This is a genomic window from Streptomyces sp. NBC_00158 (assembly GCF_045160885.1).
In the GTDB taxonomy this organism is placed as follows: Bacteria; Actinomycetota; Actinomycetes; order Streptomycetales; family Streptomycetaceae; genus Streptomyces.
In genome coordinates, this window is the sequence record NZ_CP108161.1 from 2,593,837 (window position 1) to 2,618,605 (window position 24,769).

The window sequence follows — 24,769 nt, forward strand, 5'->3', positions numbered from 1 at the left end:
GGAGCAGGCTCCGGCGCCGGTGTCAGGAGGCGTCGGGGGCGGTGCGCACCGGGAAGCCGGTGGGCCGGCCCTGCTCCTCCAGCCAGGTCAGGACCTGGTCGAGGGCGGCGACGGTCTGCTTGCGGTCGCCGCCTCCGTCGTGGAAGAGGACCGTGGGGCCGTTGCCGATCTCGCGCTTGACGGCGTCGACGATGGCGGCGGTGCCGGGCTTGCCGAAGTCCTTGGTGTCGACGTTCCAGCCGAGCGGGCGCATGCCGTTGGCGGCGGCGATCCTGCGGCTGTCGGGGGTGAAGGCCCCGCCCGGGGCCCGGTAGTACTCGACCTTGGCGCCGGAGCCCGCGGCTTCCTCGATCAGCTTCTTCGCGTCGAGGATCTGCGCCTGCTGGTAGGCGACGGGCTTCTTGTCCATGGACGTGTCGTGGTCCATGGAGTGGTCGCAGAGCCGGTGGCCGGCCGCGACGACCTTCTTGACCAGGTCGGGGTGGGCCCTGGCCTGCGGGCCGATCATGCAGAAGACGGCCTTGACGTCGTGCTCGGCCAGCACCTGGAGGACCTGCGGGGTCCAGCGGGGGTCGGGGCCGTCGTCGATGGTGATGTTGACGGCGTTGCCGCCGGCCTCGGAGGCGTGGGCGATGCTGTCGGGCAGCCCGGCCGGCTGCGCCGGCGGCTGGGCGGCCGGCCCGTTGCCGCCCGCAGGGGTCTGCGTACCGCCCTGCCGGGCGGCGGGGCCGTCGTCGGTGGTGACGAGGGCCGTCACGCCCCAGATGGTGGCGGCCACGGCGGCGGCCGAGGCGCCGACGGCTATCCGGTTCCGGAGGCTCTGCTTCTGCGTGCTCGTCATGTGTCCACTCCCCGTCCGGCCTTGCAAGGGTTCTGTGGGTCATGACGCCTCGATACCTGGAGGGGTTCCACCGAATTGCCCAATAAATTCCAGGTAATACGGACTTTGGTCCTCAATAACCTCAGTTGTCACATCTGTTGGGGACATGAAAAAGGCGGGTGCGGTCCGGGGGGATCCCGGGCCGCACCCGCCGCGCCTTCAGGCGGGGAGTGACCGGTGGCTCAGTGCGCGAAGGAGTCCTGCGGGGCCTGCGCGGCCTTGGCCTGCTCGCCGCCGGCCGGGGCCGGACCCGCGCCCCGCAGCGGGACCTCCTTGACGAACCAGGCGAGCACGAAGCCCAGTACGGCGACCGCCGCGCCCAGCAGGAACGCCGAGTGGGTACCGGCGGCCACGGCGTGCTGGTAGGCGTCGCGGACGGCCTCGGGCAGCTTGGCCAGGCTCGCCGCGTCCAGCTGGGCGGAGCCGGCGGCCTGCGCGGCCTGCGGGCCGAGCCGCTCGGACATGGTGTCCGTGACCTGCGAGGTGAACAGGGAGCCCATCAGGGCCACGCCGAAGGAGCCGCCGAGGGTGCGGAAGAGGGTGGCCGAGGAGGAGGCGACGCCCATGTCCTTCATGTCGACGCTGTTCTGCGCGACGAGCATGGTGATCTGCATCAGGAAGCCGAGACCGGCGCCGAGGACGGCCATGTAGAGGCCGGAGACCAGGCGGGTGGTGCCGGTGTCCATGGTGGCGAGCAGGAAGAGGCCGACGACCATCAGCGCGCCGCCGACGATCGGGAAGACCTTGTACTTGCCGCTGCTGGTGGTGATCCGGCCCGCGACGAGCGAGACGGCCATCATCGAGAGCAGCATCGGCAGGAGCAGCAGGCCTGAGTTGGTGGCGGAGGCGCCCTGGACGGACTGCTGGAAGAGCGGGAGGTAGAGCACGCCGCCGAACATGGCGAAGCCGACGAGGAAGCCGATCACCGACATGAGGGTGAAGTTGCGGCTGCGGAAGATGTGCAGCGGCATGACGGGCTCGGCGGCCTTGGTCTCGGCGTAGAGGAACGCGGCGATGGAGAGGACGCCGACGACGATCAGGCCGATGATCTCGGCGGAGCCCCAGGCGTACTCGGTGCCGCCCCAGGTGGTCACGAGGACGGTGGAGGTGATGGCGATGGTCAGCAGGGCCGCGCCGATGTAGTCGATCCTCGGGCGTTCCCCCTGTCCCGTCTTCTTGGGCAGGTGCAGCACCGCGGACACCATCGCGAGGGCGACCGCGCCGAGCGGGAGGTTGATGTAGAAGGACCAGCGCCAGCCCATGTGGTCGGTGATGGTGCCGCCGACCAGCGGGCCGCCGATCATGGCGAGGGCCATCACGCCGGCCATCATGCCCTGGTACTTGCCGCGCTCGCGGGGCGGGATCAGGTCGCCGATGATCGCCATGACGCCGACCATCAGACCGCCGGCGCCCAGGCCCTGGACGGCGCGGAAACCGATCAGCTGGCCCATGTCCTGGGCCATGCCGCTGAGCGCGGAGCCGATGAGGAAGATGATGATCGAGGTGAGGAAGGAGCCCTTCCGCCCGTACATGTCGCCGATCTTGCCCCAGATCGGCGTGGAGGCGGCGGTGGCCAGCGTGTAGGCGGTGACCACCCAGGAGAGGTGCTCCAGGCCGCCGAGCTCACCGACGATGGTCGGCATCGCGGTACCGATGATCATGTTGTCGAGCATGGCCAGCAGCATTGCGATCATGAGGGCCATGAGGACGACACGTACGCTGCGCGGCTTCACCTCCTCGGCGCCGGCTGCTTTCGTGATGTTCTCCGCCATGTCCACTCCCCGTTCACATCCAACCGCGCCGGGCACTTACTTGCCGCCCGGCTAGTTCACTACACTGGGGAAGGTAGACCCGTCACTAGCCGGGCGTCAAGTAAGTACTCGGGGAGATCCATGTCCAGCACCGGTCCGCAGCAGCCGCGACGTGGCAACACGCGCCAGCGCATCCAGGACGTCGCACTGGAGCTCTTCGCCGAGCAGGGGTACGAGAAGACCTCTCTGCGGGAGATCGCGGAGCGCCTGGAGGTCACGAAGGCTGCGCTGTACTACCACTTCAAGACCAAGGAAGACATCATCATCAGCGTCTTCGACGACCTCACCCGGCCGATCGACGAGCTGATCGGGTGGGCGCAGGAGCAGCCGGGGACGCTGGAGACCAAGCGGGAGATCCTGCGCCGCTACAGCGAGGCCATGGCGGCGGGCGCGCCGCTGTACCGCTTCATGCAGGAGAACCAGGCCACGATGCGGGAGCTCAGCATCGGGGAGACGGTCAAGCGCCGGCTGTTCACCCTGGTGGAGCTGCTGCGCAACGACGAGGGGCCGCTGGCGGACCAGGTGCGCTGCGTGAGCGCCCTGTTCACCCTGCACGCGGGGATGATGTTCCTCCAGCACGTGGAGGGGGACCCGGAGGAGACCCGGCTGGCGGCCCTGGACGTGGCCACGGACCTGATCACCCGCGCCCACCGCGGCGACGCGTAGTCACCGGCGGGCGGGCGGCGGGCGTCACCGGGCGGGGCGGCTCAGGGCGGGGCGGCTCAGGGCGGGGCGGCTCAGGCGCCGTCACCGCCGCCCGGCCGGGTCGCGGAGCGCCTCGCCGCGAGGGAGCGGCGCAGGACGGGGAGGGTGAGCCCGAGGGACATGCCGATGGCCAGGCCCGCGCCCACGTTGTCGAACACCAGGAGCCCGAGAAGGATGCCGACGGACATGCCGGCCGACAGGCCGACGCCGACGTCCTTGCCGTAAGTGCCCTCGTCCGCGGTGGTCTTGCTGTCTTCGTGTGCCATGCACACATTCTGTCAGCCGATCACTTGTCCACGGCCATGGCCAGCTCGAACATGCCGCTGCTCATGTCCTCGCACAGGGCCCGGCAGGCGCCGAAGAGCTCGGTGAACTGGGGCATGGCCTGCCAGTCCTCCATGGCCTGCGTACCGGTCCAGCGGGACACGGACACGAAGTGGCCCGGCTCGTTCAGGTCGCGGATCAGCCGGGCGTGCAGGAAGCCGTCGGCGGACCCCTGGGTCCAGGTCAGGAACTCCGTCCAGCGCAGGATGAACTCGTCCTCCTCGCCCGCGCGCACCTGCCAGTTCCCCGAGGCCCAGTACCTGCTCGTCGTGTCGGACATCGCGCACCACCTCGGGAGTCGGCCCCTCCCCCAGATTAGGCCGGTACGCGCGCACCGGCCCGTCCGGGGCGCGGCCGCTCAGGCGCGGAGGCGCCGGTCGGACTCCTCGATGGGGACGTCGTTGATGCTGGCCTCGCGGCGGCGCATCAGGCCGTCGTCGTCGAACTCCCACTGCTCGTTGCCGTGGCTGCGCCACCACTGGCCTTCCGCGTCGTGCCACTCGTACTCGAAGCGGACGGAGATGCGGTTGCCGGTGTACGCCCACAGCTCCTTGCGCAGCCGGTAGTCCAGCTCGCGCTCCCACTTCTCGGCGAGGAAGGCGCGGATCTCCGGGCGGCCGGTGAGGAAGCGGTCGCGGTTGCGCCAGACGGAGTCCTCGGAGTAGGCGAGCGCGATGCGCTCGGGGTCGCGGGTGTTCCAGGCGTCCTCGGCGGCCTGCACCTTGGCGCGGGCGGTCTCCTCGGTGAACGGGGGCTTGAGCACGGTGAATTCCTCTCGGATCGCAACACGGAGAAGCTCGGAGAACGTTCGTTCTCAAAGTAGAGAACGAACGTTCTCGGCGCAAGCGGTTCTGAATTACCCTTCACCCCATGGACGACGAAGAGGCCCGCACCCGACTGCTCGACGCGGCGGAGTCGCTGTTCTACGCCGAGGGCCTCCAGGCCGTCGGCATGGACCGCATCCGCACGGAGTCGGGCGTCCCCCTCAAGCGGCTCTACCGGCTCTTCCCCGCGAAGGAAGCCCTGGTCACCGCCTACCTGGAGCGGCGCGACGCCCGCTGGATCGGCAGCCTGCGGGAGGCGGTGGCGCAGGCCCGGGAGCCGGTGCCGGCGGTGTTCGACTGGCTGGCGCGGTGGTTCTCGGAGCCGGACTTCCGCGGCTGCGCCTTCCTCAACGCGTACGGGGAGCTCGGCACGGGCCCCGCGGCCGTGCTGGACGTCGTACGCCGCCACAAGTCTGAGCTCCGCGCCCTGCTGGGCTCCCTGACGGACTCCCCCTCCCTGGCGGACCAGCTCCTGATCCTGGCGGAGGGCGCCACGGCCGTGGCCGCCCTCACCCCGGGCCCGGAACCGGCCCACACCGCCCGAGAGGCGGCCCTGCGCCTGCTGGAGGCGGAAGCGGGCCGGGGGACCGGCGCGCGGCGCTAGCCTGAGGGAGCACCAACGCCGCCCAGTGGACCACGGTGAGAGCCATGAGCTTCGAGGACATGCTGCGCGCGGTCGAGGAGATGGACACACCCGAGGGCTACAAAGCCGAGCTCATCCGGGGGAAGATCATCGTCTCGCCATGGCCGGAGCTGCGTTGCATGCGGCCCATGCTCAGCCTGCGGGAGCAACTGGAGCAGCACGCCCCAGAAGGCCATGTGGCGGAGAGCGCCCCCTTCCTGTTCAGCCTCCCGTCAGCCTGCCGCGCCTACGGGCCAACCCTCTACGTCGTCGACCGGTCCGCCTTCCTGGCAGAGGGGCGGCACGGCGACGGGGAAGCCCTGCACCTCGTCGCGGAGTTCACGTCGACCTCCACCAGGGACGCGGACTGGCAGGAGAAGCTCCAGGTGTACGGACAGCTGCTGCCCGTGTACCTCGTGGTCGACATGCAGGCGGAAGAGATCACCTGCTTCTCCGACCCGTCCCCGCAGGGCTACCGCGCCCACAAGACGGTCTCCTTCGGCACCCCCCTGCCGGTGCCCGCCCCGTTCTCGTGCGAGATCGACACGACCGCGTTCCAGCCGGCGGGCTGAGCCGGCTCGTCAGCGGCAGTCCACCCCGTGCAGGGACGGCATCACGGGGTCGCCCTCGCGGCCGTGGACTTCCAGGACGCCCGCCCGTTCGCCCCAGTGCAGCTCGTACTGTCCGGCGGCGATGGGGCGCGTGCCGTCGTCGGCGATCCAGGTGCTGCCCGGGAAGGCGAACCCGACGCCGTTCACCGCGTACACGGTTCCGTCGCCGATCACGAGGAACGCGTTCTCCCGCACCACGGCCCGGCAGCCGTCCGGCCCCGCCGGGTCCAGCACCCGGTACTCCGACCCCAGGTCCCCCGCCCCGCCGAGCGCGGTGCCGGCCACGGCCGCCAGCGCGGGGAGGGCGAACGCCGCCCGCCAGGGCCCGGAGGGCCGGGAGCGGGGGCGGATCCGCAGGAGCGCGGCCGCGAGGAGCGCGGTCCCGGCGACCGCCCAGTGCGGCAGCACCCACCCGGGGACGACCAGGATCGGCTCGGTCCAGCTCACGACGGCGGCGAGCAGCGCGCACAGGACGGCGAGGAGCAGCCGCCGGTCCACCGCCGATACCCGCCGCTCCGGTTCCACTCGCGCCTCCATCCCCCCACCCTACGCGGGCCGTTGGGCCAAATGATCATGACCTGCGGTAACGCCTTACGGTCGGTCGCGACCACACGCGCGCACCGCATGACGCATGGCGCATGGCGCATGACGCGTGAGCAACATCGGCGGCAGTGGCCGCCACGGGGAAGCGCGGCCCTCGCGGGCCGCGTCGTAAGGAACGCATGTTTCAGCACGTCAAACAGAAGACCGTCGCCCTCCTGACCGCCCTGTGCCTCACCGCGGGCGCGGGAGTCGGGTCGGCCGCGGCCGCCGAGCGGCCCGAGCGCGAGCCCACGCTCCTGGAGATGGCCTCCAAGGTGTCCCAGTACGCGAACTGCCGGTCGCTACCGCTGCACCAACGGCCGCAGTGCGTAAAGGAGTTCGCCCTCAAGTCGCTCAAGATCAGCCTCGCCGTGGGCACGTACCTCTACATCTCCCAGCCTGCGATGAAGGACAAGGGCGCGGCCTTCGCCGAGGTCAACAAGGAGATGGAGAAGCTCGCCGGCCAGCTCCGGCCGCTCCTGACCCAGGCGAACCAGGAGGCGGACCCCGCGCGGAGGCGGGAGATATTCAAGCAGCTCGCCAAGACGTACAAGGCGGGCAAGCCGCACCTGGAGAAGTTCCGCAGCCAGCTGTTCCAGGCCTCGGAGCTGCTGGACTCGGTCGGCGAGCCGTCCGCCGAGCTCACCGCCCTCCTCTCCGTCTACCTGGGGGACTACTTCCCCGAGCGGAAGCCGGTCGAGCCGGTGCCGGACGGCCCGAGCATCTTCGACGCGCTCGACGAGCTCAAGGGCATCGGCAAGGACATCGACCAGATCATCAAGGGCCTCGACCAGATGAACGAGGCACTCGACGAGATGAACGCCACGATGGTCCAGGTCAACGAGAGCATCGACGGGATCAACAAGGGCCTGGAGCAGGCCAACCGGGGCATGGACAAGCTCAACGAGGGCGTCCGTGAGATGAACGAGGGCCTGGGCCAGATGAACACCGCCGTGCGCGGGTTCAACAAGGCCGCCGACAAGATCGTCTCGGTGCCGGACATCAAGTTCGACTTCTCCCACGTCAACGAGAAGGTCGGCGCGAACCAGACCCCGCCCGAGGTGCTCGCCGCCCAGGACCGCAGGATGGGCTCGCTGCTCAACCTGCTCCCCGGCATCGGCGACGGCAAGGGCGTCGTGGAGGCCCTCCGCGGCAAGGACCTGGCCACCGGCGAGGAGCTGAGCGTCACCGACCGCGCCCTGGGCGCGCTCGTCGTGCTGCGCTGGGTGCGCAACGGCGGGACGCTCACCGCCGACGCCATCCGCGCCGCCCGCAAGGGCGAAAGGGTCGCCGGCTGCTTCAACAGCTTCCCGGCCGGCACCCCGGTACTGATGGCCGACGGGACGGCCCGCCCCATCGAGCAGGTCGGGCCCGGTGACAGGGTCCTCGCCACCGACCCCGAGTCGGGCGTCACCGGCCCCCGCCCCGTCGAGGCGACGATCCACACGCCCGACGACATCGACTTCACCGGCATCACCCTCAGCGCCGACGCCGGCCGCGGCACGCTCACCTCCACCGACCACCACCCGTTCTGGTCGGACAAGCGCGGGCAGTGGACGGACGCGGCCGACCTCAACTCCGGCGACACCCTCCGCACGCCGGACGGCGCCACCGTCGGGATCGAGGAGGTCGTCCACTGGAAGGAGATCCGGGGCGCCTACAACCTCACCGTCAACGACCTCCACACCTACTACGTGCTCGCGGGCGCCACTCCGGTCCTGGTGCACAATTCCAACGGGCTGTGCAGCAGGCCGGCGGCCATCGCGAAGGCGACGGGCTACTCCGTCAAGCAGATCAAGGACGCGATCCACAAGGTGAAGGCCCAGGGCGGTTGGCGCGGTATCGGCGGCAACAAGAACCCGGACATGCTGATCGACCCCAAGACGGGCGAGGTCCATCCGCAGATGCCCGACGGCAGCCCCGGCGACAGCATCGGCAACATCTTCGACCACCTTCCGGACCTGCCGTGATCGAGGAACACGAAGACCGCTGGGTCATCGGGCTGCGGGGCACCGCCGTGGTGGCCGTCGACTACGTCGACCTCCCCCGGGACGTCCTCACCGTCGCACTCGCGGACGGCGCGCTGCTCACCGTCTCCGGGCCGGTGCTCCTGACCGACGGCCCGGCGTCCGCGCCGGGCGCGGTCGCGCTGCCCGTCAGGGAGGCGGGCCTGCTCGTCGGCGCGACCGTCCGGTCGGCGGTCGCGTTCAAGAACGGCTCCCTGCGGATGGTGTTCGGCACGGGCCACCACCTGAACGTCCGGCCGACGGAACCCGCGACCCGGATCCGCCTGTGGAAGCCGGGCGCGTACTGCTGGTCGTGGGAACGGAACACGGAGACGGGCACGGGCACGGGCCACATGCGGGTTTGACCCTCGACCTGGTCGAGGGACCAGAGTGCGGGACGTGGGGAACGAGATGCGCAGTATCGGCGAAATGGCCCGGGACAGCGGACTGGGCGTGAGCGCGCTGCGGTTCTACGACGGAGCCGGAGTGCTGGTCCCGGACCGGGTGGACCCGGTGAGCGGGTACCGCTGGTACGGGCCCGGCCAGCTGGACGAGGCCCGCCTGCTGGCGCACCTGCGGCGGGCCGGCATGCCGCTGGCCGACATCCGGCTGGCGGCCGCCGGCTGGGCCGGGTCCGACAGGGCCCTCGTGCTGAAGCTGCTCGCCGAACACCTGCTCCGGCTGGAGCGGGGGCTCGGCGAGGCGCGCCGCGAGTTCTCCATGGTCCGTGCCCTTCTCGATGCCAGGGAGATCCCGATGAGTTCCACCACCGCCGCCGACGCCACCGCCGTACGCCTGACCCTGTCCGGGGCCGGGCTGGCCGCCGCGCTGGACGCGGTCCGGTTCGCCGCGAGCACCGATCCGGAACTGCCGGTGCTCGGCGGCGTCCTGTTCGACTTCGACGCCGAGGGCGGGGCACTGCGGGTCGTCGCGACCGACCGGTACCGGCTGGCCGTCTCGGCGGCCGCCGTCACCGCTTCCGAGGGCCTGGAGGCGGCGTCCCGCGTCCAGGCCGTCGTACCGTCACCGCTGGTCGACGCGATGCGGGCGCTGCTCGGCGCCGAGGGGCCCGCGGAGCTGCTGGTCGAGGGGGACAGGGTGGCCCTGGAGGCCGGGGAGCGGCAGGCGGGCGGGCGCTGCCTCGGCCCCGGCTTCCCCGACTACCGCCGGCTCGTACGGCTCCCGGCCGGGCGCCGGGCCGTGGTGGACGTGGCCGCGTTCCGGGAGGAGCTGCGCAGCGGTCCCGTACGCGGCCAGGTGCGGGAGCAGGACGGCGCCGCGTACGAGGTGAGCGTGCTGGAGGTGACGGACGGCGGCGCCGCGACGGTCCGCGGGGACGGCGCGGCCGGGGAGGACGGGATCGGCGTCAACCGTGCCTTCCTGCTGGACGCCCTGGCCGCCGGCGACCGGGACCGCCTGGTCCTGGAGGCCGGGGCGCCCAACGCCCCCCTGACGGTCCGGCGGACCGACGACGAGGACACGTACTCGCTGCTCATGCCGGTGCGCGTGGAGGACTGAGCCCGGCCGTCCCGTTCCCGGGGCGGACGGCCGGAGCCGGCCGCCCCGGGAACGGGAACGGGAACGGGGATCAGGCGAGGGCCAGGCTGATCTGGTCGTTGAAGACCACCCAGTTCTGCCCGCGGTCGGCGGAGTCGCAGGGCTTCGAGGAGACGGTCGTGGCTCCCCAGGTGTTGGCGAGGCAGTACGCCGGGGCGAAGGCGAGGGAGATCTTCTGGCCCGAGACGTTCCAGTACTGCCCCTGGTCGTTGGGGTCGCACGGCTTCGTCTGGACGTCCGGGGTGCCCCAGTTGTTGGCCAGACAGTAGCCGCGCGCGTTGGTGAGGGAGATCTGGTGGCCCGAGACGGTCCAGTGCTGGCCCCGGTCGGCCGCGTCGCAGGGCTTCGAGGAGACGTCCGGGGCGCCCCAGGTGTTGGCGAGGCAGTACCGGCCCGGAACGGCGGCCTGCTGGACGGCGCCAGCGGCCCCGGCGGTACCGGCCGGCAGGAGGGAGGCGGTCAGGGCGAGGGCGGCGAGGGCGAGGGTCTTGCGGAGGGCGATTGCCATGATGCGGATTCCGTTCTCACGCGGGCAGGAGTGATTCACTCAGGCCAAAGGGAGGGAGTTATCCGGCTCGGATCCGAGCACATGGAGATTGATATCAGCGATCACCGGCCGATTAATTGGCTTGACCGACCCCTTCACCCGTAACGACCAGTCGACGGATGATCGGATCACCGCCGACTGGCGGATTAGCCCCCCTCAAGTCTCAAAACACACCTATCCCCACCTGCAAGAATGGCCAGAAACCCACGACCCGGCACACCGGGTCCGCCCTGCTCCACACCCCTGCGCAGGGCGGACCCGAATTTCGAACCCGGCACCCCTGATGCCGAAACGTTCCTCATCATCGCTTTCACGCCGAATACCTACAGCGGGTGAATCGGAGTGGAATTCTCAGCCAGCTCGCAGAGCCGCGGAGAATGCGGCGAGGGAGTCGGCCGAGGCGTACACGGTCACGGCGTCGACGACCCCGGCGGCGCCCATGTCGAGGCGTACGGGCGGGTCCAGGCGCACGGCCACCTCCAGCGAGTCGCTCACCGAGCAGGCCACCGCGTCCGGCTCGTCCGGCACGGGCCGCACCCCCCGGCCGTCCACGGTTCGGATCACGGGCGACACGGACCGGACCGCGGAGCGCGGCAGCGCGACCTCCCCGAGGAACCCGGTTCGCAGGACGAGCCGCTCGGCGTCGACCTGGTGCGGATGCCGGAGCAGCGCGGCCACCAGCGCGAGCCCGCCGACGATCAGCAGCACCTCCAGCGCGGCGTGGGCGGGCCGGAGCGGGGGCGGGACCATCGAGGACACCAGGAACGAGGTGACGAACTCGATGGCGACGAGCGGCAGCACCAGCTGCCGCACCCCGCCAGAGTGCCGCACCCCCGGCACCGCCGGCCGCCGCACGGCCACCTCCACCAGCGACCGCACCAGCACCTTCACGGCACCGGCCCTGCCCGGCCCGGCCGTCACCGTCCCCGTCACCCACTCCGTAGCGGCCACGCACCCGCCCCCGTTCTCTCCGCTCTCATCTCCCCCCACCTTCAGCCGAGTTGAGACAGGACGAAAGTGACAAACGTCAGCGACGCGGCAACGGCACACGGCTCGACATGCACGCCGACGCACCCGGAGAGAAGATGAACAGACAGGAAAGGGCCATCCGCATGCCCGCGCGCGCGGCGACCGCGCGCACCTGCCCCACCAGGAGGTGACCTCATGGCATGGGACCTGACTTCCCCCTATTACGTAGGACCCAAGGGCACCGTGCCCGTCTGGGTGACGTTCGGCTCGCCCGGCCAATGGCGGTACACGTACATCCAGGCACGTCCCTACCCGAACACCCTCAAGCAGCCGTTGTTCGTCATGAACCAGGCCGTGAGGGTCGACAGCTCATCACTGGGCGGGCCGGTGGGCTGGGGCTTCGGAGCGGACGTCTACAACCCCAATGACGTGTGGATCCAGTTCACCCTGCACGGGGTCTGAAGGAGGACTCATGGGCGCCACACCACTCAACCCGTCCGCCGCGGTCTTCGTGGACGAACACGGCACGATCCGCGGAGCCGTCGTCTTCGGAGAACCGCAAAGGGGCGAGGACGAAGTCCGGCACAGCCCGGCCTCGTCCCAGGACCTGACGGTCCACGAGGTGGACCTGCCGCCGGAGCTGCGGGGCCGAGACCTGGCCCCTGACGCCTTCGAGGCGTACCAGGTGGTCGTGGAGGGCGGCAACGCCACTCTGAGGCGGCGCGAAGGCTAGGGCCGGCAGGGGAGGGTGGCCCAGGTCCGCGTCCCGCCGCCGGGCTCCCGGGAGGGCCCGACCCCCCAGTCCCCGCCGTGGTCGCGGACGAGCGCGGCGAACACCCGGAGGGTGGCCCGGCGGCGGGCCTCGCAGAGGGCGGCGAGGCGGGGGTGGGCGTGCGCGGAGTGGCCGTCGTAGACGATCAGGCGGAGGGCGTCGTCGCGCTGACGGAGGGAGAGGTACGTCTCCCCGTACGGGTCCATCCGCCAGGCGGAGCCCATGAGTTCGGAGGCCGCCTGGACGGCGGCGGGTTCGAGCGGATCGAGCGCGTAGGCCCGCAGCGCGGCCCGGACCACCTGCCGGGCGATCCCGGCGGACCGGGCGGAGGCGGGCAGCGTGACGCTGCACGACAGCCCGGCCGCGGGGTCGCCTTCGGGGGCGACGGGGCAGGAGGCGGGGGCGGCGTACAGGTCGGCGGTGAACGGGCTGAGCGGACTGAGCATCTTCGGCTCCCAAGTCGTCTGCGGTGACGGCGGATTGGCATCGGAAGCTCGACGCGCACAGGGGCTCACGCGGGCGGGGAGGTGGCCCGTCGCCGAGGCCGAGGCATGCTGCGGCGGTGCGCTTCGACTCCCCTGGGTGAGCGGTGCGCTACCTAAAGTAGCGCGAGAAGTGGGGTATCCACCACCTGGTCCGTGGAGTTGAACCACGGGATGGATCTGCTGGGCCGTGACGCGGCAGACTGCACCCATGCCGCCGCGCACCTCACCGACTGAACGTCAGAAGCGACTGGGCGCCGAGCTGCGCAGGATGAGACTGGCCGCCGGCGTATCGGCCGAATCCGCCGCCGGCCTGCTCGGTGTCGACCGGGCCAAGGTCTCTGCCATGGAGCAGGGCGTCCGGGCCATAAACGAGGAACGCCTTCGCGCCCTGGCCTGCCACTACGACTGCGCGGACGAGGACTACATCCACGCGCTCGTCGCAATGGCCCAGACTCGGAAGCGCGGTTGGTGGGAGCGCTACCGGGGCTCACTGTCATCGGCCGTGCTCGACATCGCCGAACTGGAGGCCCACGCGACGCGCATGCGGTGCGCGCACTCGGTACACATCCCGGGCCTGTTGCAGACCAGCGAACACGCCCTTGCACTCTTCCGGTTCGTCGTACCGAGACTGCCGGAACAGCAGGTCGCCCTGCGCCTGGCGCACAGGCTGGAGCGGCAGCAGGTGCTGGAGGGCGCATCGGCGCCCGAGTACGTCGCGGTCGTGCATGAAGCCGCACTGCGCATGCGGTTCGGCGGCCCCAAGGTGGCACGGGCTCAACTCGATTACCTGACGCACATGTCCGCCCGGGACAACGTCGTCCTGCGCGTACTACCTTTCGAAGCGGGAGGGTTCCCCGGCGCGGGCCAGACGGTCAACTACCTGGAGGGTCCGGTTCCGCAACTCGACACCGCGCAGGTCGACAGCACACACGGCCCCGACTTCCTGCACACCGAAGCGCAATTGGCCAAGTACCGGGCCCAGCTGGACTGGATGGAGCGGCTCAGCCTGACCCCCGCTGATTCAAGGGACTTCATCCAGGCCCTGGCCCGTCAGCTCTGAGAGGACCCGATGACCGACATCGACTGGGAAGACGCCTTCTGTGGCGAAGGCGCGAGCTGCTACCGCATAGGCGTGGACGCGAACGGCAACAGTTACATCGCCGTCGCCGGACAGGAAGACCGCCCGCTCACGGACAGCCGGGCGGCCCTGTCGGCCCTGATCCGCGACATCAAGGCAGGCAAGGCGGACCACCTCCTCGACGGCTGACCCGGACCGTCTCGCCGCGCGGCGCCCGGCGGCGTAGCGTCGTAACCGGGGGCGATCAGGAAGCGAGGGGTCGCCATGGCCGTTCTGGTGCAGAACACCGGCACCGGCTGGGACCGGGAGCTCTACCAGACGCTGCACGACCGCGTCATCCCCGACGTCACGAAGCCGCCCGCCGGACTCATCGCCCACGCGGCGATGCCCGGCGACCCGGACGGGTGGGTGGTCATCGACGTCTGGGAGTCGGAGGACGACTACCAGCGCTTCCTGGAGGAGGTCCTGATCCCCGCCTCGCAGGAACTCGGGACGCCGCAGTTCGACACGAAGATCGTGGAGATCTACAACCTGATGGTCCCGCCGCACCCCATCTGAGGTCCCCCGTACGCGGCGTGCCGTGCCGGTGGTCCGGGCACGGCACGCGCTGACGGGATCAGTGGCGGCGCTGACCGCTCTTCGCGGGGCCCTTGCCGGTGGATGCGGCGGCTCCCGGGACCCGCTTGGCGAGGGGAGGCGGCGGGGTGGATCCCGGCGGCTGCGGAACGGCCGCGGTCCAGATCCGGGTGGTGGGGCAGACGAGGAGGTCCGGCTCGCCCCGGGCGACGGTGCAGGTGGTCTCGTAGATCTCCCCGGTCGTGGTCACCACCTCGACGATGACGTCGTTGCCGGTCTCCGCGATGGTGATGCCGCAGGGGTTCGGCGGGTAACCCGTCGAGTTCCCGGAGAGGTTGTACCAGGTGAAGGCGGGCTGCGTGGGGTTGTTGGCGTTGAAGTCGTAGACGCCGGCCAGCGCGGTGCCGTTGGGGAGCAGGACGGCCTTGTACTTGACCTCGGACTCGTCCCAGGAGGTCGACACGTCGACGCACGGCCCGGTGGGCCCGGTCGGACCGGCCGGCCCTTGCGCCCCGGTCTCGCCCTGGGGGCCCTGGGCACCGGTGGCACCGGTCTCGCCCTGCGGACCCTGCGCGCCGGTCGCGCCGGTCTCACCCTGCGGGCCCTGCGCACCAGTCTCACCCTGAGGGCCTTGGGCACCGGTCGCACCCGTTTCACCCTGCGGACCCTGAGCACCGGTCTCACCGGTCTCGCCCTGCGGGCCCTGAGCACCGGTCGCACCCTGCGGGCCTTGGGCGCCGGTGGCACCCGTTTCACCCTGCGGGCCCTGGGCACCGGTCGCACCGGTTTCGCCCTGCGGGCCCTGGGCACCCGCCGGACCCTGCGCACCCGCCGGTCCCTGGGGCCCCGGCGGACCTGCGGGGCCAGCCGGTCCCGGCGGGCCAGGGGTGCCCTTCGGCGGGCACTTCGTCTGACGCCAGGTGCCGTACTCGTCGTCGCCGTCCTCGACGTGATCCTTCGCGCCGTCAGGGTGGCCGTGTGAGCCGCACGGGTTGCTCGCGGCGGCTGCCGCCGGGGCGACCGGCGTGCCCGCCGCCACAGCGGGGCCCGCCATGCCCACGAGCACGAGCGAGAGGGAGGCCAGTGTGCTCCCCGCCGCCCAGGCCCGACTGCGGGCCACCGGGCCCAGGGGGGCCTTGCCCCTGTGCTCACGACTCATAGAAGCGCTCCTCCGGAACGAAAGGGTTATGAACGTCCTTGGGATAAACGGACAACAACCCCAACGCCTTGAGTCCAGAGCGGCCGACATCAACCCAATGGCCTACCCGCCCCCCACGAACGGCCGCACCGACACCCACTCGCGATATCGCGGGTCTACGCGCTGCGGCCTCTCGGCCGCCACCCCGACCCCGTCCGGGCTACGGGGTCGGTGAGCAACGATCAATCGAGGCGGTAGCCCTCGACGTCCAGCACGTCCTCGCCGCAGTAATACCGGACGGCATTCGGATATGCGACATGCTCCTCATAGAGGATTACGTAACCGGCCAGCGCGGTGATCTGCCACGCATTCCCGAGGTGCCGGGCGAGGAGCCGGAACGCGGCGTCGGCCGTCAAGAGTCCGGCGGGAACCTTGATCGTGTCCGCCTCGCGCCCGGGGTCCAACTTGAACCTGAACCTGTAGGGCAGGTGCGACTTCAAGTAGTCGGCAAAATGCCGAACCGTCATCAGGCGAGGAGTCGGATCGAACGGAAATGGCCAGTCCAGGTCAATCGGATGAAGGAGATCGAAGTGTCCTTCTTTGAGCTGGACCAAGTCCCGCGCGCGACCTGGATCAGAATTACCGAATCCATTATTGTTCCAGGACGGCCAGCCACTCAGCTGCTTGATGACAAGCCTCTCAGGGGCGATAACAGACATGTCATCCTCGATGTATACATAGGAGAAGAACAGCTCGGATGAGGAAACGTGCTTCCTTCCGAGGATCTTCACTCGAAGTCGATCCAGACGCTTCTGCATCGCGAAGTCGGTTTTCCCGACGTACAGCAACTCGTCGCCCCAACCAGAGACCCGGCGGGTCAGCTGGAATACTCCGGGCCTGGGCAGCACCCCACGAAGCCCCTCTTCGGTCAAAGGAACAGGCTCCTGACCCAAGAGGGAGTCTGCAAGCCGTCGGCCCAGGTGGGCATCAATACCGAACGCGAAGCTGACGCTGTCCCCGCTCGTGGTCACCACGGCTGTGGCGTCGGCCGTGCGGCCGGCGTCTTCCTCGGCCTCGCGTCCCTCGGCACGATCCTCGGCGAGCTCCAGCTGCTCTTCTAGATCCGCGCACCGTGCTTCCGCTTCCCAGGCACGCCGCTCGGCATCCGCGAGCTGCGCTGTCAAGCCAGCTATCGTCTCGAGGAGTTCGTTCCGCTCAGCGCTCAGCGCTTCGAAATCCGAAGACCACCGGACCATCTCAGCACGATGCACGAGTCGGTCCGCTGCGCCCGCGTTCTCCAGCTTGCGGAGCTGGGCCTGCTGCTCGTCCAACTTCTCGTGAGCGGTCCGAACCACCTCCTGAAGGAGCCGGACCTCCTGCTTGAGCCGCACGCTCTCCCTGTCCGCCTGGGCGAGCTCGTCCCGCAGCTCCTGAAGTTCGGCAGCCAAGGGGTTCGCGGCACGGAGAGCAGCCCGATGCAGCTCGCGTACATGGGCCCGGACGGTGGGGGTCAGCTCTACGCCGGTCGCCTGGTCCCCGTGCTCGATGAGCTGCTCCACGAAGTCGGCCTGCGGTACCAGGACGCCGCTGAAGAAGCGGGACAGTGTCGAACGGTCCCACAAGACGCGTGCTGCGTAGCGGCTCAGGGTCAACCCCAGACGTTGTGCCAACTCCCGCAGCGCCACGGCCAAGGCATGGCGCTCAGGCCCGACCTTCAGGCGATCGACATCCTTCTGAAACACCATCCTGCGCGGCTCTCTCGGAACCAGCTCCCCCTGCGACATCCGCTCCCCTCCCTACGCCTGCCGGCTGTTGCGTGAAGTCGCAACGGTGTGCGCGTGCGGCAACACGCGGCCTCCTTCCATGATCGGTGGAACGTGCCGACCCACCAAGGGGGACCCCGTGACCACAACCACCGCGCTGCTCATCCTGCTGCTGGCCGTGCTCACCGCGCTGCTGGGCGGAGCCTTGTTCCACCTCGTCCTGACCCGGCCACGCCTCGCCACTCCGCTCACCGTCGCCATGGGAGGAATGGCCTTGCTGGCGACCTTGACGTTCGGCGTCGTCAGCCGCTGAGGACCGAGCGGAAACACCTCAGCCGACCGCGCCGCGGGGGAAGGTGATCTCGACCCGGCGGTTCTTCTTGCGGCCTTCCTCGGTGCTGTTGTCGGCGATCGGGTAGTCCTCGCTGTATCCGCGTACGTCGTAGGTGACGCCGGGGTTGGTGACGGTCTTGGCCAGCTCGGCCTGGACGGCGTCGGCGCGCTGCTTGGAGAGCTCCTTGCCGTGTTCGTAGCTGCCCTGGTCGTCGGTGAAGCCGAAGACGCGGATGCGGGTGGCCTTCTGGGTGTTGATCTCCTGCGCGATGGCCTGGATGCGGGAGGCGGCCTGGGCGTTGAAGACGGCGCTGTTCTCCGGGAAGAGGACCTCGGACTGCAGGGCCATCATGACGTTCTGGTTGGTCTCCTGGCGGCGCTGCTCGCCGCCGAGGTCTTCGACCACCTCGGCGATGTCGAGCACCTTGATGGGTGCGAGGGTGCCGCCCTGGGGGATCTTGAGGCCGGGGGCGTTCGGGTCGATGGGCACGGGTGCGGCGGCCGACGGCTCCGTGCCGGGCGGAACGGAGGGTTTGGGGTCGTCGGCGTGGGCGCTTGTCGCGCCGAGGAGGTGGGCGCCGGCGATGACGAGCCCGGCGATGGCTGTGGCTGCGGCTACGCGGTGGCGTTTTGTCATGGGGTCACCCGGAGAGTTTGACGGTGGCCGTGGCGAAGGTGGGAATGCTCATCTCCACCTCCATGGTGGCAGCAGGCGGCGCTGGGAACTGCGCAAAGAACGGGACCGACTGGCCTGGTTCGATAATGGCCAGCCCCGTGGTGCACAGGCACCTTCCATCGGTGTCCCGGAGCACGTAGTAGCGCTTCTTTCCGGCCTTGTCGACCAAGGTCACGCCGGCAACGGAAACACCACTGGAGTTGAGTTCGTTTCCTCGCCATGGCGCCGTGTTGACGTAGGGAGCAGTGCCGGTGTTCTTCAGCTGACCTTCCACGGTCAGGAATCCACCGGCGTCACGTGCCGCCTTGTTGATGGTCAACGTCATACCGGCCTCACCGTTGGCGGTGGCGAGCACCACCGTCGGCGTGGGCTTGGAACCACCGCTCGGTGCCTGCGACTTCGGCGCGTCTCCCTGAGGCGCCGACGAGGGGTCCTGGGCGGACTTGGGCTTGTCGTCGCCTCCCCCACCGCAACCCGCCACCGCGAGCGCCAGGACGGCCGCGGTTACGGCAGCCGCTCCCCCACGGATCTTCGCCGAGCGCCGAGTGCTCATCTATGCAGCTTCCTTTTCTCGCGTCTTTGTCAGTCGACCAGTCGTACCGTGAACAGTGCCTTCGCCAGCTTGCTCAGTGAGCCCGGATGCGCCAGATCCAAAGTGAGCGACTCCCCGTCACAGACGAACTTGACGCTTCCCGGCCCCGGCGTGGAGCTCGGGCTGGGACTCGGGCTCGATGTCGGGTCCGGGGTCGGTGTGGGCGACGGAGGGGCCGGGGCCGAAGCCAGTGAACAGCGGGGCTTGATACGGGCCTTGGCAGTGGCCTTCCCGTGAACACCCTCGGTGCCCGGCACCACTGACTCACCGACGGTCCCGTTCGTCGTCACAGTGACGCTGACTACCGGGATGGCTGCTTCACATTCGGCGACGGCATCGTTCAGAGCCGCGAACTCGGCCGCCTTGGCACACGCGCCTCGCCCTGTGAGCAGGTCACCATGCACGAGCTTCGCCCAGTCCGCGGGCGTGAGGCTGAGCAGGTCGAGCCCCGAGAAGGTTCCGTCCCTGGCCTCTCCTGCTGCGGCGAGGGCAGCAGCATCAGCAGCACCCTGCGCATTGCTGCGCGTCACCCCTGCCTGCCCCACGACGAAGAAGGCCAAGGCCGCGAAGAGCAGGCCCACCACCACGATGATGTAGACGGGGAATGCCTGCCCCCGCTCGTCCCTCAGCCCCTGCCGGCTCACTTCCCCGCAGTGATACTCGCGACCGCCCCTGTGATCTTGGTGGTGATGGCCTGCCCGATGCCCGTACCGACGATCGCCCCGATGATCACCACGACCACCAGGATGATCCCCAGGTACTCGAACGCCGTCTGCCCGCGATCCCTCGCACCCTTGCCCGCGTACCGCTTCCGCAACCTGCTCAGCGTGTTGTTCGACATAGGGGGTCCCTCCCGGTCCGGTTCCGCTGTCGATCTGCGGACGGTACGGGGAGTGACGAGAGATAACCAAGGGTCCCGGGGCCCAAATACGGTCCCATTGCGCACGGCGTCTACCCATGACCGGTCACCCCCGGACGGGCTGTTCCCAGCCAGCGGGCTATCGCCTCGCTGCGGCTCGCGCTCTGGAGCTTCGCGAAGATGCGGTTGATGTGGTTCTTGACCGTCTTCTCGCTGATGAAGCAGGCGCCGGCGATCTGCTGGTTGTTCATGCCGGACGCGATCAGGTCCATGATCTCCACCTCCCGCGAACTCAGCCCGAAGACAACGGAGTTGTGCACGCGCTCCGTCGACTGTGCCACAGAAGGTTGCGTCTGCGAAGAGGACCTCAGCTCCGCGAGGACCGCGGTGGCCGCCGTCGGGGTGAAGTGGGCGCGGCCTTCGCGGACGTCGCGGACCGCCCGGACCAGTTCGTCCGCGCTGAACTCGCCGTGGATCAGGTAGCCGCCCGCCCCCAGGAGCAGGGCCTCGCGGATCTGGTCGGCCTCCTGGCTGTACGTCAGCATGAGGACAGGGGCCAGGCACACCAGGTGCGGCAGCGCCGAGATGCCGTCCACCCCCGGCATCCGGACGTCCAGCAGGATCACGTCCGGGGCGTGGGCCCGGGTCAGGTGCAGGGCCTCCCGGCCGTCGCGGGCCTGGGCCACCACCCGGAGGTCCCCCGCGGTGGCCAGCAGCGCGCTCAGCCCGGCCCGCACCACCGGGTTGTCGTCGGCGATCAGGACGTCGATCGGGGTCATCGGATCCCCTCCAGCGGGAGCGAGAGACGGACACGGGTGCCCGGGCGGCCGGCCGGGCGGGGGCCGAGGGAGAGGGCGGCTCCGATCGCCGCCGCGCGTTCCCGCATGCCGCGTACGCCGAAGTGGCCCGCGGACGGGAGCTGCGCCGGCAGGCCGCGGCCGTCGTCCTCCACCGAGACGGTGAGGTGCGTGCCGGTCACCGAGACGGTGAGCAGGGTCTCGGAGGCCTCCGCGTGGCGGCGTGCGTTCTCCACCGCCTCCGTGGCGATGGACAGCACGTGGTGGGAGACCGGGGCCGGCAGGGCCGGGAGCGCGCCCGTCACCCGGACCTCCGCGTCCAGCGCGTGCAGCGCCGGCAGGAGGGGGAAGGGCTCGGCCCGCAGGTCCGTCAGGAGGGCGCGGGACTCGGTGGCCGCGCGGCGGGCCGCCGAGGCCACCTGCTCCGCCAGGGCGCGGATCGAGGCCGGGTCCGGCGTGCGCGCGAGCGCGTCGGCGGCGAGGGCCAGGCCGTGCAGGGTCTTGGAGACGGAGTCGTGCATCTCCCGCGCCAGGCGCTCCCGTTCCTCCCGGACCGCTTCGGCCGCCGCCAGCCGCGCCCGGGTCTCGGAGAGGCGGAAGAGGAAGTCGCGGACCGAGGACCCGGCCGCGCCGGAGAGGACGCAGAGGAAGGAGAGGACCAGGCCGCCTCCGAGGGCGGCCACCACCACCGTCTGGGCCGCCGCGAAGACCGCCGAGCCGCGCCAGCCGTACACCAGGCCGGAGAGGAGTGGGGTGCCCAGGGCCACCAGGCCCAGCGGGGACGACGGGGTGGCCGTGACCAGGAGCAGCGCGCCCACCGCCATGTCGGCCGCCAGCAGCCACCGGTGGCGCAGCAGCAGCGGCCCGAAGCGCTCCCAGTCGCGGAAGAGGGCGTACGAGAGGAGGAAGGTGAGGGCCGCGGAGGTCGCCACCAGGTACGTGGGGGCGCCCGGTGCCGTCCGGCCCAGGGCGAGCGGGGCGCCGAGGGGGATCATGACCAGCCGGACGGCGAAGACCTGCCTGCACAGGGCCTGGAGGGCGTTGGCTTCCAGGCGCATGGCTCAGCCGCCTCCCAGCAGGGCGCCGAAGTCGACGTTCGCGCCGTAGACGAAGCCGCAGACGAGGAGGATCAGGGTCCCGGGCAGCATGAACATGGTCACCGCGAAGGTGGCCTTCGGGACGGCCCGGGCGGCGCGCCGGCGGGCGTTCTGGGCGTCGGTGCGCCGCATGTCCTCGGCGATCGCGATCAGGGTCTCCACGATCGGGGAGCCCAGCTCCTCGCCCTGCTGGAGGGCGGTGACGAACTGTGCGACCTGCTCGGAGTCGTTGCGCCGGCGCAGCTCGTCGAAGGCCTGGCGGCGGCTGACGCCCATGTCCATCTGCTGGAGCGTGATGCGGACCTCGTCCGCCCAGGGGCCCTCGTACTTGGCCGCGACGCGTTCGAGGGCCTGCCGGAAGCCCAGTCCGGCGCTGACGACGACCGCGAGGACGTCCAGGAAGTCCGGCAGGGTCCGCTCGATGTTGTCCCGGCGGATCCGGATCGCCGACCAGAGCCCGGCCTCGATCCAGAACAGCCCGAAGGCCACCATCAGGAGGGCGGGGACGAGCTTGCCGTTCATCAGCATCGCGAGGGCGCCGAGGCCGCCCAGGAAGCCGTACACCGCGCGGCGGGCGGCGTAGCGGTCGATGGTGAGGCCGGCCGGGTTGCCCGCCATGTCGATCTGGCGGCGCTTGCGGGCCACCTGCTTGGGACCCATGAGCCGCAGCACCATCGGCGCCCAGCGGATGCCGAGGCGGTCGACGAGCGAGCCGACGGCGGTCGTACGGGTGGCGCCGACCTCCAGGGCGAGGGCGAGGTCGGTGGGGAGTTTGACGTCGGCGCGGTAGAGCCGGACGCCGTACAGGATCCCGAAGACGGAGAGGGCGGCGGCCAGGGCCAGGAGGAGGGGCAGGTAGGTGTTCATCGCAGCGGCCGGCCCCTCAGACGTCGATCTTCGACAGGCGGCGGATGAGGACGAACCCGAGGGTGAACAGGCCGAGCGCGATCAGCACCGCCGTCTGCCCGATCCAGGCGCCGGTCATCCGGTCCAGGGCGCCGGGCATCATCGTGTCGACGAGGAGCAGCGAGCCGAGGCCGATCGCCGGGACGAGGTACGCGGTCACGGTGACCTGGGACAGCTGCGTACGGATCTCCCTGCGCGTCTCCTTGCGCTGCTCCAGGGTCACGGTCAGGTTCCGCAGGCTGCCGACGATGGCGCCGCCGGCCCGCGCCGACAGGACGAGGGTGGAGACGAGGACGACCAGCTCGCGGGACGGGAGCCGCTCGACGATCTCCCCGAGCGCCTCCTCGATGGAGTGGCCGACCGCGAGCCGGTCCGCGACCCGGGACAGCTCCTCCCCGGCCGGGGCCTCCAGTTCCTCGGCGGCGATCCCGATGGCGGTGCGCAGGGCGAGTCCGGCCTGGGTGGCGTTGGCGAGGATGCGGGCGAGCTCCGGGAGCTGGTTGATGAACCGCTCGGTGCGCCGGGCGCGCTGCCAGTTGAGGAAGGCGTTGGCGGCCCAGAGCCCGATCAGGCCGGCCACCGGGCCGAAGAAGGGTGCGAGGAGGGAGGCGGAGACCAGCCATATGCCGGCGACGGCCATCAGCATGTACGCGAAGAACTCGCCCGGGGTGAGGTCCAGGCCGGTGGTGGCCAGCTTCAGTTCGATGCGCCGGCCCAGCCGCGTCCTGCGCAGGCGCCGGTCGAGGCCCTGGAAGCGGCGCCTGCGGCCGGTGGCCCGGGGGGCGCCCTCCGCGGAGAGCCGGTCGATGAGGGCGGCGCGCTGGGCGAGCCCGGCCGAGTACGCGTGCACCCCGAGGGACACGAACAGGCCCGCCAGCAGCGTGGCGCCGAGGGTGAGGAGGACGAGGTTGGTCACAGCACGGTCCGGGAGGTCAGCGGGTCGAGGTAGTCCTCCGGCGGGGCGACCCCGAAGGCCTGGGGGATGGGCTGGTTGCTCATGTAGAGGCGCTCCGCGATCCGGCGGGGCAGCGGGGCGTAGGCGAAGTAGCCGTGCACGCGCCCGTCGGCCCCCATGGGCTGGGCGAGGTAGCGGCACACGGTGGTGATCCGGAACGGCTCGCGGCCGTGGGAGTCGAGGATGGAGATCTCCGTGATGCGGCGCGAGCCGTCGCCGAAGCGGGTGAGCTGGACGATGACGTTGACGGCGCTGTTGATCTGGTCCTGGAGGGCCTCGAAGGGGATCTCGACCTCCGACATGGAGGCGAGGGTCTGGAGGCGCATCAGGGCGTCCTGCGAGCTGTTGGCGTGGACGGTGGCGAGGGAGCCGTCGTGGCCGGTGGACATCGCCTGGAGCATGTCGAGGGTCTCGCCGCCGCGGACCTCGCCGACGATGATGCGGTCGGGGCGCATGCGCAGGGAGTTGCGGACGAGGTCGCGGATGGTGATCTGGCCCTTGCCCTCCACGTTCGCGGGCCGGGATTCGAGGCGGATGACGTGCGCCTGCTGGAGCTGGAGCTCGGCGGAGTCCTCGATGGTGATGACGCGCTCGCCCTCGGGGATCAGTCCGGAGAGGGCGTTGAGGAGGGTGGTCTTCCCGGTGCCGGTGGCGCCGGAGACGATCACGTTCATCTTCGCCTGGACCAGCCCGGAGAGCAGGAGCAGCATCTGCTCGTCGAGGGAGCCGAGGGCGATCATCTCGTGCAGGGTGAAGGCGCGCGGGAAGCGGCGGATGGTGAGGGTGGCGCCGGTGAGGGAGAGCGGCGGGATGATGACGTTGACGCGTTCGCCGCTGGGCAGGCGCGCGTCGACCATCGGGTTGGCCTCGTCCACGCGCCGGTTGACGGTGGAGACGATGCGCTCGATGGTCTGCATCAGCTGCTCGTGCGAGGCGAAGCGGATGGGGAGCTGTTCGACGCGGCCGGAGCGCTCCACGAAGATCTGGTCGGGGCCGTTGACCATGATCTCGGAGATGGAGGCGTCTTCGAGGAGCGGTTCGAGCACGCCGAGGCCGAGCGCCTCGTCGACGACCCGGCGGATCAGCTGGGCGCGCTCGGCGGTGGAGAGGACGGGGCCCTCGCGGCTGATGATGTGCCCGAGGACGCGTTCCAGGCGCGCGCGGCGCTCGGCGGGCGCGAGCGCGGACATCTCGGCGAGGTCGATCTCCTCCAGCAGCTTGGCGCGGTAGGAGGAGACGAGCCGGCCGTCCTCGCGGGGGCTGTGGCGGTCGTCGGGGGTGTTGACCCGGGAACGCAGGCTCAT

The 24,769-nt window shown here is 70.5% G+C and carries 33 protein-coding genes; 13 read left to right on the forward strand and 20 right to left on the reverse strand.

The genetic code is table 11. The features are described 5' to 3' along the window. Positions 1 to 22: 22 nt before the first annotated feature. Both OG553_RS11650 and OG553_RS11655 read right to left on the reverse strand, forming a co-directional pair. Positions 23 to 841 carry a polysaccharide deacetylase family protein gene (locus OG553_RS11650; RefSeq protein WP_405978915.1) on the reverse strand — a complete coding sequence of 273 codons (819 nt, stop codon included), beginning with the start codon at positions 839 to 841 and terminating at the stop codon, positions 23 to 25. Positions 842 to 1,062: 221 nt separating this feature from the next. Next, positions 1,063 to 2,652 carry an MDR family MFS transporter gene (locus OG553_RS11655; RefSeq protein ID WP_405978916.1) on the reverse strand — a complete coding sequence of 530 codons (1,590 nt, stop codon included), beginning with the start codon at positions 2,650 to 2,652 and terminating at the stop codon, positions 1,063 to 1,065. Positions 2,653 to 2,772: 120 nt separating this feature from the next. Here OG553_RS11655 and OG553_RS11660 point away from each other — a divergent pair, with 120 nt between their 5' ends. Then, positions 2,773 to 3,357, forward strand: coding sequence for a TetR/AcrR family transcriptional regulator (locus OG553_RS11660; RefSeq protein ID WP_405978917.1), 585 nt, complete (start codon positions 2,773 to 2,775; stop codon positions 3,355 to 3,357). Between the two features lie 71 nt (positions 3,358 to 3,428). Here the strand turns inward: OG553_RS11660 and OG553_RS11665 are convergent, their stop codons facing one another. From OG553_RS11665 to OG553_RS11675, 3 genes are all read right to left on the reverse strand, one after another. Further along, positions 3,429 to 3,662 carry a hypothetical protein gene (locus OG553_RS11665; RefSeq protein WP_405978918.1) on the reverse strand — a complete coding sequence of 78 codons (234 nt, stop codon included), beginning with the start codon at positions 3,660 to 3,662 and terminating at the stop codon, positions 3,429 to 3,431. 20 nt (positions 3,663 to 3,682) lie between these two features. Further along, positions 3,683 to 4,000 (reverse strand): antibiotic biosynthesis monooxygenase family protein, encoded by a 318-nt coding sequence (locus OG553_RS11670; protein WP_405978919.1) that lies wholly within the window; start codon positions 3,998 to 4,000, stop codon positions 3,683 to 3,685. A gap of 78 nt (positions 4,001 to 4,078) precedes the next feature. Beyond that, entirely contained in the window at positions 4,079 to 4,483 is a 405-nt protein-coding gene (locus OG553_RS11675) for a nuclear transport factor 2 family protein (RefSeq protein WP_405978920.1), read from the reverse strand. 107 nt (positions 4,484 to 4,590) lie between these two features. Here OG553_RS11675 and OG553_RS11680 point away from each other — a divergent pair, with 107 nt between their 5' ends. Beyond that, positions 4,591 to 5,148 carry a TetR/AcrR family transcriptional regulator gene (locus tag OG553_RS11680; protein WP_405978921.1) on the forward strand — a complete coding sequence of 186 codons (558 nt, stop codon included), beginning with the start codon at positions 4,591 to 4,593 and terminating at the stop codon, positions 5,146 to 5,148. A 44-nt stretch (positions 5,149 to 5,192) separates the two neighbouring features. After that, positions 5,193 to 5,738 (forward strand): Uma2 family endonuclease, encoded by a 546-nt coding sequence (locus tag OG553_RS11685; protein WP_405978922.1) that lies wholly within the window; start codon positions 5,193 to 5,195, stop codon positions 5,736 to 5,738. 9 nt (positions 5,739 to 5,747) lie between these two features. Here the strand turns inward: OG553_RS11685 and OG553_RS11690 are convergent, their stop codons facing one another. Continuing rightward, the gene (locus tag OG553_RS11690; protein WP_405978923.1) at positions 5,748 to 6,314 is read right to left on the reverse strand and encodes a hypothetical protein; all 567 of its coding nucleotides are present in this window, start codon (positions 6,312 to 6,314) and stop codon (positions 5,748 to 5,750) included. A 185-nt stretch (positions 6,315 to 6,499) separates the two neighbouring features. On the opposite strand from OG553_RS11690, the gene OG553_RS11695 reads away from it, so the two are divergent. The 3 genes from OG553_RS11695 to OG553_RS11705 are packed head-to-tail and all read left to right on the forward strand — an operon-like array spanning position 6,500 to position 9,883. Beyond that, on the forward strand, positions 6,500 to 8,329 hold the full coding sequence (locus OG553_RS11695; protein WP_405978924.1) for a polymorphic toxin-type HINT domain-containing protein: 1,830 nt from the start codon (positions 6,500 to 6,502) through the stop codon (positions 8,327 to 8,329). Continuing rightward, the gene (locus tag OG553_RS11700) at positions 8,326 to 8,730 is read left to right on the forward strand and encodes a DUF6188 family protein (RefSeq protein WP_405978925.1); all 405 of its coding nucleotides are present in this window, start codon (positions 8,326 to 8,328) and stop codon (positions 8,728 to 8,730) included. Before OG553_RS11695 ends, OG553_RS11700 begins: the two co-directional genes overlap by 4 nt. Positions 8,731 to 8,764: 34 nt before the next feature. Continuing rightward, positions 8,765 to 9,883, forward strand: a complete 1,119-nt coding sequence (locus OG553_RS11705) for a MerR family transcriptional regulator (RefSeq protein ID WP_405978926.1) — start codon at positions 8,765 to 8,767, stop codon at positions 9,881 to 9,883. A 70-nt stretch (positions 9,884 to 9,953) separates the two neighbouring features. On the opposite strand, the gene OG553_RS11710 is transcribed toward OG553_RS11705, so the two are convergent. Then, on the reverse strand, positions 9,954 to 10,430 hold the full coding sequence (locus OG553_RS11710; protein WP_405978927.1) for a ricin-type beta-trefoil lectin domain protein: 477 nt from the start codon (positions 10,428 to 10,430) through the stop codon (positions 9,954 to 9,956). A gap of 390 nt (positions 10,431 to 10,820) precedes the next feature. Then, complete coding sequence (locus tag OG553_RS11715) at positions 10,821 to 11,420, reverse strand: hypothetical protein (RefSeq protein WP_405978928.1); 600 nt, start codon at positions 11,418 to 11,420, stop codon at positions 10,821 to 10,823. Positions 11,421 to 11,633: 213 nt separating this feature from the next. Between OG553_RS11715 and OG553_RS11720 the strand changes: the two genes are divergently transcribed. After that, a complete protein-coding gene (locus OG553_RS11720) occupies positions 11,634 to 11,900 on the forward strand; it encodes a hypothetical protein (RefSeq protein WP_405978929.1) in 267 nt (88 codons plus the stop codon). 10 nt (positions 11,901 to 11,910) lie between these two features. Then, positions 11,911 to 12,171, forward strand: coding sequence for a hypothetical protein (locus OG553_RS11725; protein ID WP_405978930.1), 261 nt, complete (start codon positions 11,911 to 11,913; stop codon positions 12,169 to 12,171). Here OG553_RS11725 and OG553_RS11730 read toward each other — a convergent pair. Beyond that, on the reverse strand, positions 12,168 to 12,656 hold the full coding sequence (locus tag OG553_RS11730; RefSeq protein WP_405978931.1) for an ATP-binding protein: 489 nt from the start codon (positions 12,654 to 12,656) through the stop codon (positions 12,168 to 12,170). The genes OG553_RS11725 and OG553_RS11730 overlap by 4 nt on opposite strands. Before the next feature lie 247 nt (positions 12,657 to 12,903). Between OG553_RS11730 and OG553_RS11735 the strand changes: the two genes are divergently transcribed. The 3 genes from OG553_RS11735 to OG553_RS11745 all read left to right on the forward strand — a co-directional run bounded on the left by OG553_RS11735 (position 12,904) and on the right by OG553_RS11745 (position 14,331). Next, positions 12,904 to 13,755: a helix-turn-helix domain-containing protein gene (locus OG553_RS11735; RefSeq protein ID WP_405978932.1), complete on the forward strand. Its 852-nt coding sequence runs from the start codon at positions 12,904 to 12,906 to the stop codon at positions 13,753 to 13,755. 9 nt (positions 13,756 to 13,764) lie between these two features. Beyond that, entirely contained in the window at positions 13,765 to 13,962 is a 198-nt protein-coding gene (locus tag OG553_RS11740) for a hypothetical protein (RefSeq protein WP_405978933.1), read from the forward strand. 75 nt (positions 13,963 to 14,037) lie between these two features. Further along, the gene (locus OG553_RS11745; protein ID WP_405978934.1) at positions 14,038 to 14,331 is read left to right on the forward strand and encodes a hypothetical protein; all 294 of its coding nucleotides are present in this window, start codon (positions 14,038 to 14,040) and stop codon (positions 14,329 to 14,331) included. A gap of 58 nt (positions 14,332 to 14,389) precedes the next feature. Here the strand turns inward: OG553_RS11745 and OG553_RS11750 are convergent, their stop codons facing one another. Then, positions 14,390 to 14,812 (reverse strand): hypothetical protein, encoded by a 423-nt coding sequence (locus OG553_RS11750; protein ID WP_405978935.1) that lies wholly within the window; start codon positions 14,810 to 14,812, stop codon positions 14,390 to 14,392. A gap of 42 nt (positions 14,813 to 14,854) precedes the next feature. Between OG553_RS11750 and OG553_RS11755 the strand changes: the two genes are divergently transcribed. Further along, positions 14,855 to 15,331, forward strand: a complete 477-nt coding sequence (locus tag OG553_RS11755) for a hypothetical protein (RefSeq protein ID WP_405978936.1) — start codon at positions 14,855 to 14,857, stop codon at positions 15,329 to 15,331. Positions 15,332 to 15,729: 398 nt separating this feature from the next. On the opposite strand, the gene OG553_RS11760 is transcribed toward OG553_RS11755, so the two are convergent. Then, positions 15,730 to 17,271, reverse strand: a complete 1,542-nt coding sequence (locus OG553_RS11760) for a helix-turn-helix domain-containing protein (protein ID WP_405978937.1) — start codon at positions 17,269 to 17,271, stop codon at positions 15,730 to 15,732. A gap of 118 nt (positions 17,272 to 17,389) precedes the next feature. On the opposite strand from OG553_RS11760, the gene OG553_RS11765 reads away from it, so the two are divergent. Then, on the forward strand, positions 17,390 to 17,563 hold the full coding sequence (locus OG553_RS11765) for a hypothetical protein (protein ID WP_405978938.1): 174 nt from the start codon (positions 17,390 to 17,392) through the stop codon (positions 17,561 to 17,563). 18 nt (positions 17,564 to 17,581) lie between these two features. Here the strand turns inward: OG553_RS11765 and OG553_RS11770 are convergent, their stop codons facing one another. From OG553_RS11770 to OG553_RS11810, 9 genes are all read right to left on the reverse strand, one after another. Next, positions 17,582 to 18,220, reverse strand: coding sequence for an OmpA family protein (locus tag OG553_RS11770; RefSeq protein ID WP_405978939.1), 639 nt, complete (start codon positions 18,218 to 18,220; stop codon positions 17,582 to 17,584). Positions 18,221 to 18,224: 4 nt separating this feature from the next. Continuing rightward, a complete protein-coding gene (locus OG553_RS11775; RefSeq protein ID WP_405978940.1) occupies positions 18,225 to 18,812 on the reverse strand; it encodes a hypothetical protein in 588 nt (195 codons plus the stop codon). A gap of 29 nt (positions 18,813 to 18,841) precedes the next feature. Then, entirely contained in the window at positions 18,842 to 19,495 is a 654-nt protein-coding gene (locus OG553_RS11780; protein ID WP_405978941.1) for a pilus assembly protein TadG-related protein, read from the reverse strand. Then, the gene (locus OG553_RS11785; RefSeq protein WP_405978942.1) at positions 19,492 to 19,692 is read right to left on the reverse strand and encodes a hypothetical protein; all 201 of its coding nucleotides are present in this window, start codon (positions 19,690 to 19,692) and stop codon (positions 19,492 to 19,494) included. The genes OG553_RS11780 and OG553_RS11785 overlap by 4 nt, the downstream gene beginning before the upstream one ends. Before the next feature lie 110 nt (positions 19,693 to 19,802). Further along, entirely contained in the window at positions 19,803 to 20,489 is a 687-nt protein-coding gene (locus tag OG553_RS11790; protein ID WP_405978943.1) for a response regulator, read from the reverse strand. Beyond that, positions 20,486 to 21,565, reverse strand: a complete 1,080-nt coding sequence (locus OG553_RS11795; protein ID WP_405978944.1) for a sensor histidine kinase — start codon at positions 21,563 to 21,565, stop codon at positions 20,486 to 20,488. The genes OG553_RS11790 and OG553_RS11795 overlap by 4 nt, the downstream gene beginning before the upstream one ends. Positions 21,566 to 21,568: 3 nt before the next feature. Beyond that, positions 21,569 to 22,459: a DUF5936 domain-containing protein gene (locus tag OG553_RS11800; RefSeq protein ID WP_405983019.1), complete on the reverse strand. Its 891-nt coding sequence runs from the start codon at positions 22,457 to 22,459 to the stop codon at positions 21,569 to 21,571. Positions 22,460 to 22,487: 28 nt separating this feature from the next. Next, positions 22,488 to 23,426, reverse strand: a complete 939-nt coding sequence (locus OG553_RS11805; protein ID WP_405978945.1) for a type II secretion system F family protein — start codon at positions 23,424 to 23,426, stop codon at positions 22,488 to 22,490. Next, positions 23,423 to 24,769, reverse strand: coding sequence for a CpaF family protein (locus tag OG553_RS11810; RefSeq protein WP_405978946.1), 1,347 nt, complete (start codon positions 24,767 to 24,769; stop codon positions 23,423 to 23,425). The genes OG553_RS11805 and OG553_RS11810 overlap by 4 nt, the downstream gene beginning before the upstream one ends.

Bases quoted from the DNA above. Each gene is read 5' to 3' on its own strand.
- OG553_RS11650 (WP_405978915.1), bottom strand. From the start codon at position 841: ATGACGAGCACGCAGAAGCAGAGCCTCCGGAACCGGATAGCCGTCGGC.
- OG553_RS11655 (WP_405978916.1), bottom strand. From the start codon at position 2,652: ATGGCGGAGAACATCACGAAAGCAGCCGGCGCCGAGGAGGTGAAGCCG.
- OG553_RS11660 (WP_405978917.1), top strand. From the start codon at position 2,773: ATGTCCAGCACCGGTCCGCAGCAGCCGCGACGTGGCAACACGCGCCAG.
- OG553_RS11665 (WP_405978918.1), bottom strand. From the start codon at position 3,662: ATGGCACACGAAGACAGCAAGACCACCGCGGACGAGGGCACTTACGGC.
- OG553_RS11670 (WP_405978919.1), bottom strand. From the start codon at position 4,000: ATGTCCGACACGACGAGCAGGTACTGGGCCTCGGGGAACTGGCAGGTG.
- OG553_RS11680 (WP_405978921.1), top strand. From the start codon at position 4,591: ATGGACGACGAAGAGGCCCGCACCCGACTGCTCGACGCGGCGGAGTCG.
- OG553_RS11685 (WP_405978922.1), top strand. From the start codon at position 5,193: ATGAGCTTCGAGGACATGCTGCGCGCGGTCGAGGAGATGGACACACCC.
- OG553_RS11690 (WP_405978923.1), bottom strand. From the start codon at position 6,314: ATGGAGGCGCGAGTGGAACCGGAGCGGCGGGTATCGGCGGTGGACCGG.
- OG553_RS11695 (WP_405978924.1), top strand. From the start codon at position 6,500: ATGTTTCAGCACGTCAAACAGAAGACCGTCGCCCTCCTGACCGCCCTG.
- OG553_RS11710 (WP_405978927.1), bottom strand. From the start codon at position 10,430: ATGGCAATCGCCCTCCGCAAGACCCTCGCCCTCGCCGCCCTCGCCCTG.
- OG553_RS11720 (WP_405978929.1), top strand. From the start codon at position 11,634: ATGGCATGGGACCTGACTTCCCCCTATTACGTAGGACCCAAGGGCACC.
- OG553_RS11725 (WP_405978930.1), top strand. From the start codon at position 11,911: ATGGGCGCCACACCACTCAACCCGTCCGCCGCGGTCTTCGTGGACGAA.
- OG553_RS11730 (WP_405978931.1), bottom strand. From the start codon at position 12,656: ATGCTCAGTCCGCTCAGCCCGTTCACCGCCGACCTGTACGCCGCCCCC.
- OG553_RS11735 (WP_405978932.1), top strand. From the start codon at position 12,904: ATGCCGCCGCGCACCTCACCGACTGAACGTCAGAAGCGACTGGGCGCC.
- OG553_RS11740 (WP_405978933.1), top strand. From the start codon at position 13,765: ATGACCGACATCGACTGGGAAGACGCCTTCTGTGGCGAAGGCGCGAGC.
- OG553_RS11745 (WP_405978934.1), top strand. From the start codon at position 14,038: ATGGCCGTTCTGGTGCAGAACACCGGCACCGGCTGGGACCGGGAGCTC.
- OG553_RS11760 (WP_405978937.1), bottom strand. From the start codon at position 17,271: ATGTCGCAGGGGGAGCTGGTTCCGAGAGAGCCGCGCAGGATGGTGTTT.
- OG553_RS11770 (WP_405978939.1), bottom strand. From the start codon at position 18,220: ATGACAAAACGCCACCGCGTAGCCGCAGCCACAGCCATCGCCGGGCTC.
- OG553_RS11775 (WP_405978940.1), bottom strand. From the start codon at position 18,812: ATGAGCACTCGGCGCTCGGCGAAGATCCGTGGGGGAGCGGCTGCCGTA.
- OG553_RS11785 (WP_405978942.1), bottom strand. From the start codon at position 19,692: ATGTCGAACAACACGCTGAGCAGGTTGCGGAAGCGGTACGCGGGCAAG.
- OG553_RS11790 (WP_405978943.1), bottom strand. From the start codon at position 20,489: ATGACCCCGATCGACGTCCTGATCGCCGACGACAACCCGGTGGTGCGG.
- OG553_RS11795 (WP_405978944.1), bottom strand. From the start codon at position 21,565: ATGCGCCTGGAAGCCAACGCCCTCCAGGCCCTGTGCAGGCAGGTCTTC.
- OG553_RS11810 (WP_405978946.1), bottom strand. From the start codon at position 24,769: ATGAGCCTGCGTTCCCGGGTCAACACCCCCGACGACCGCCACAGCCCC.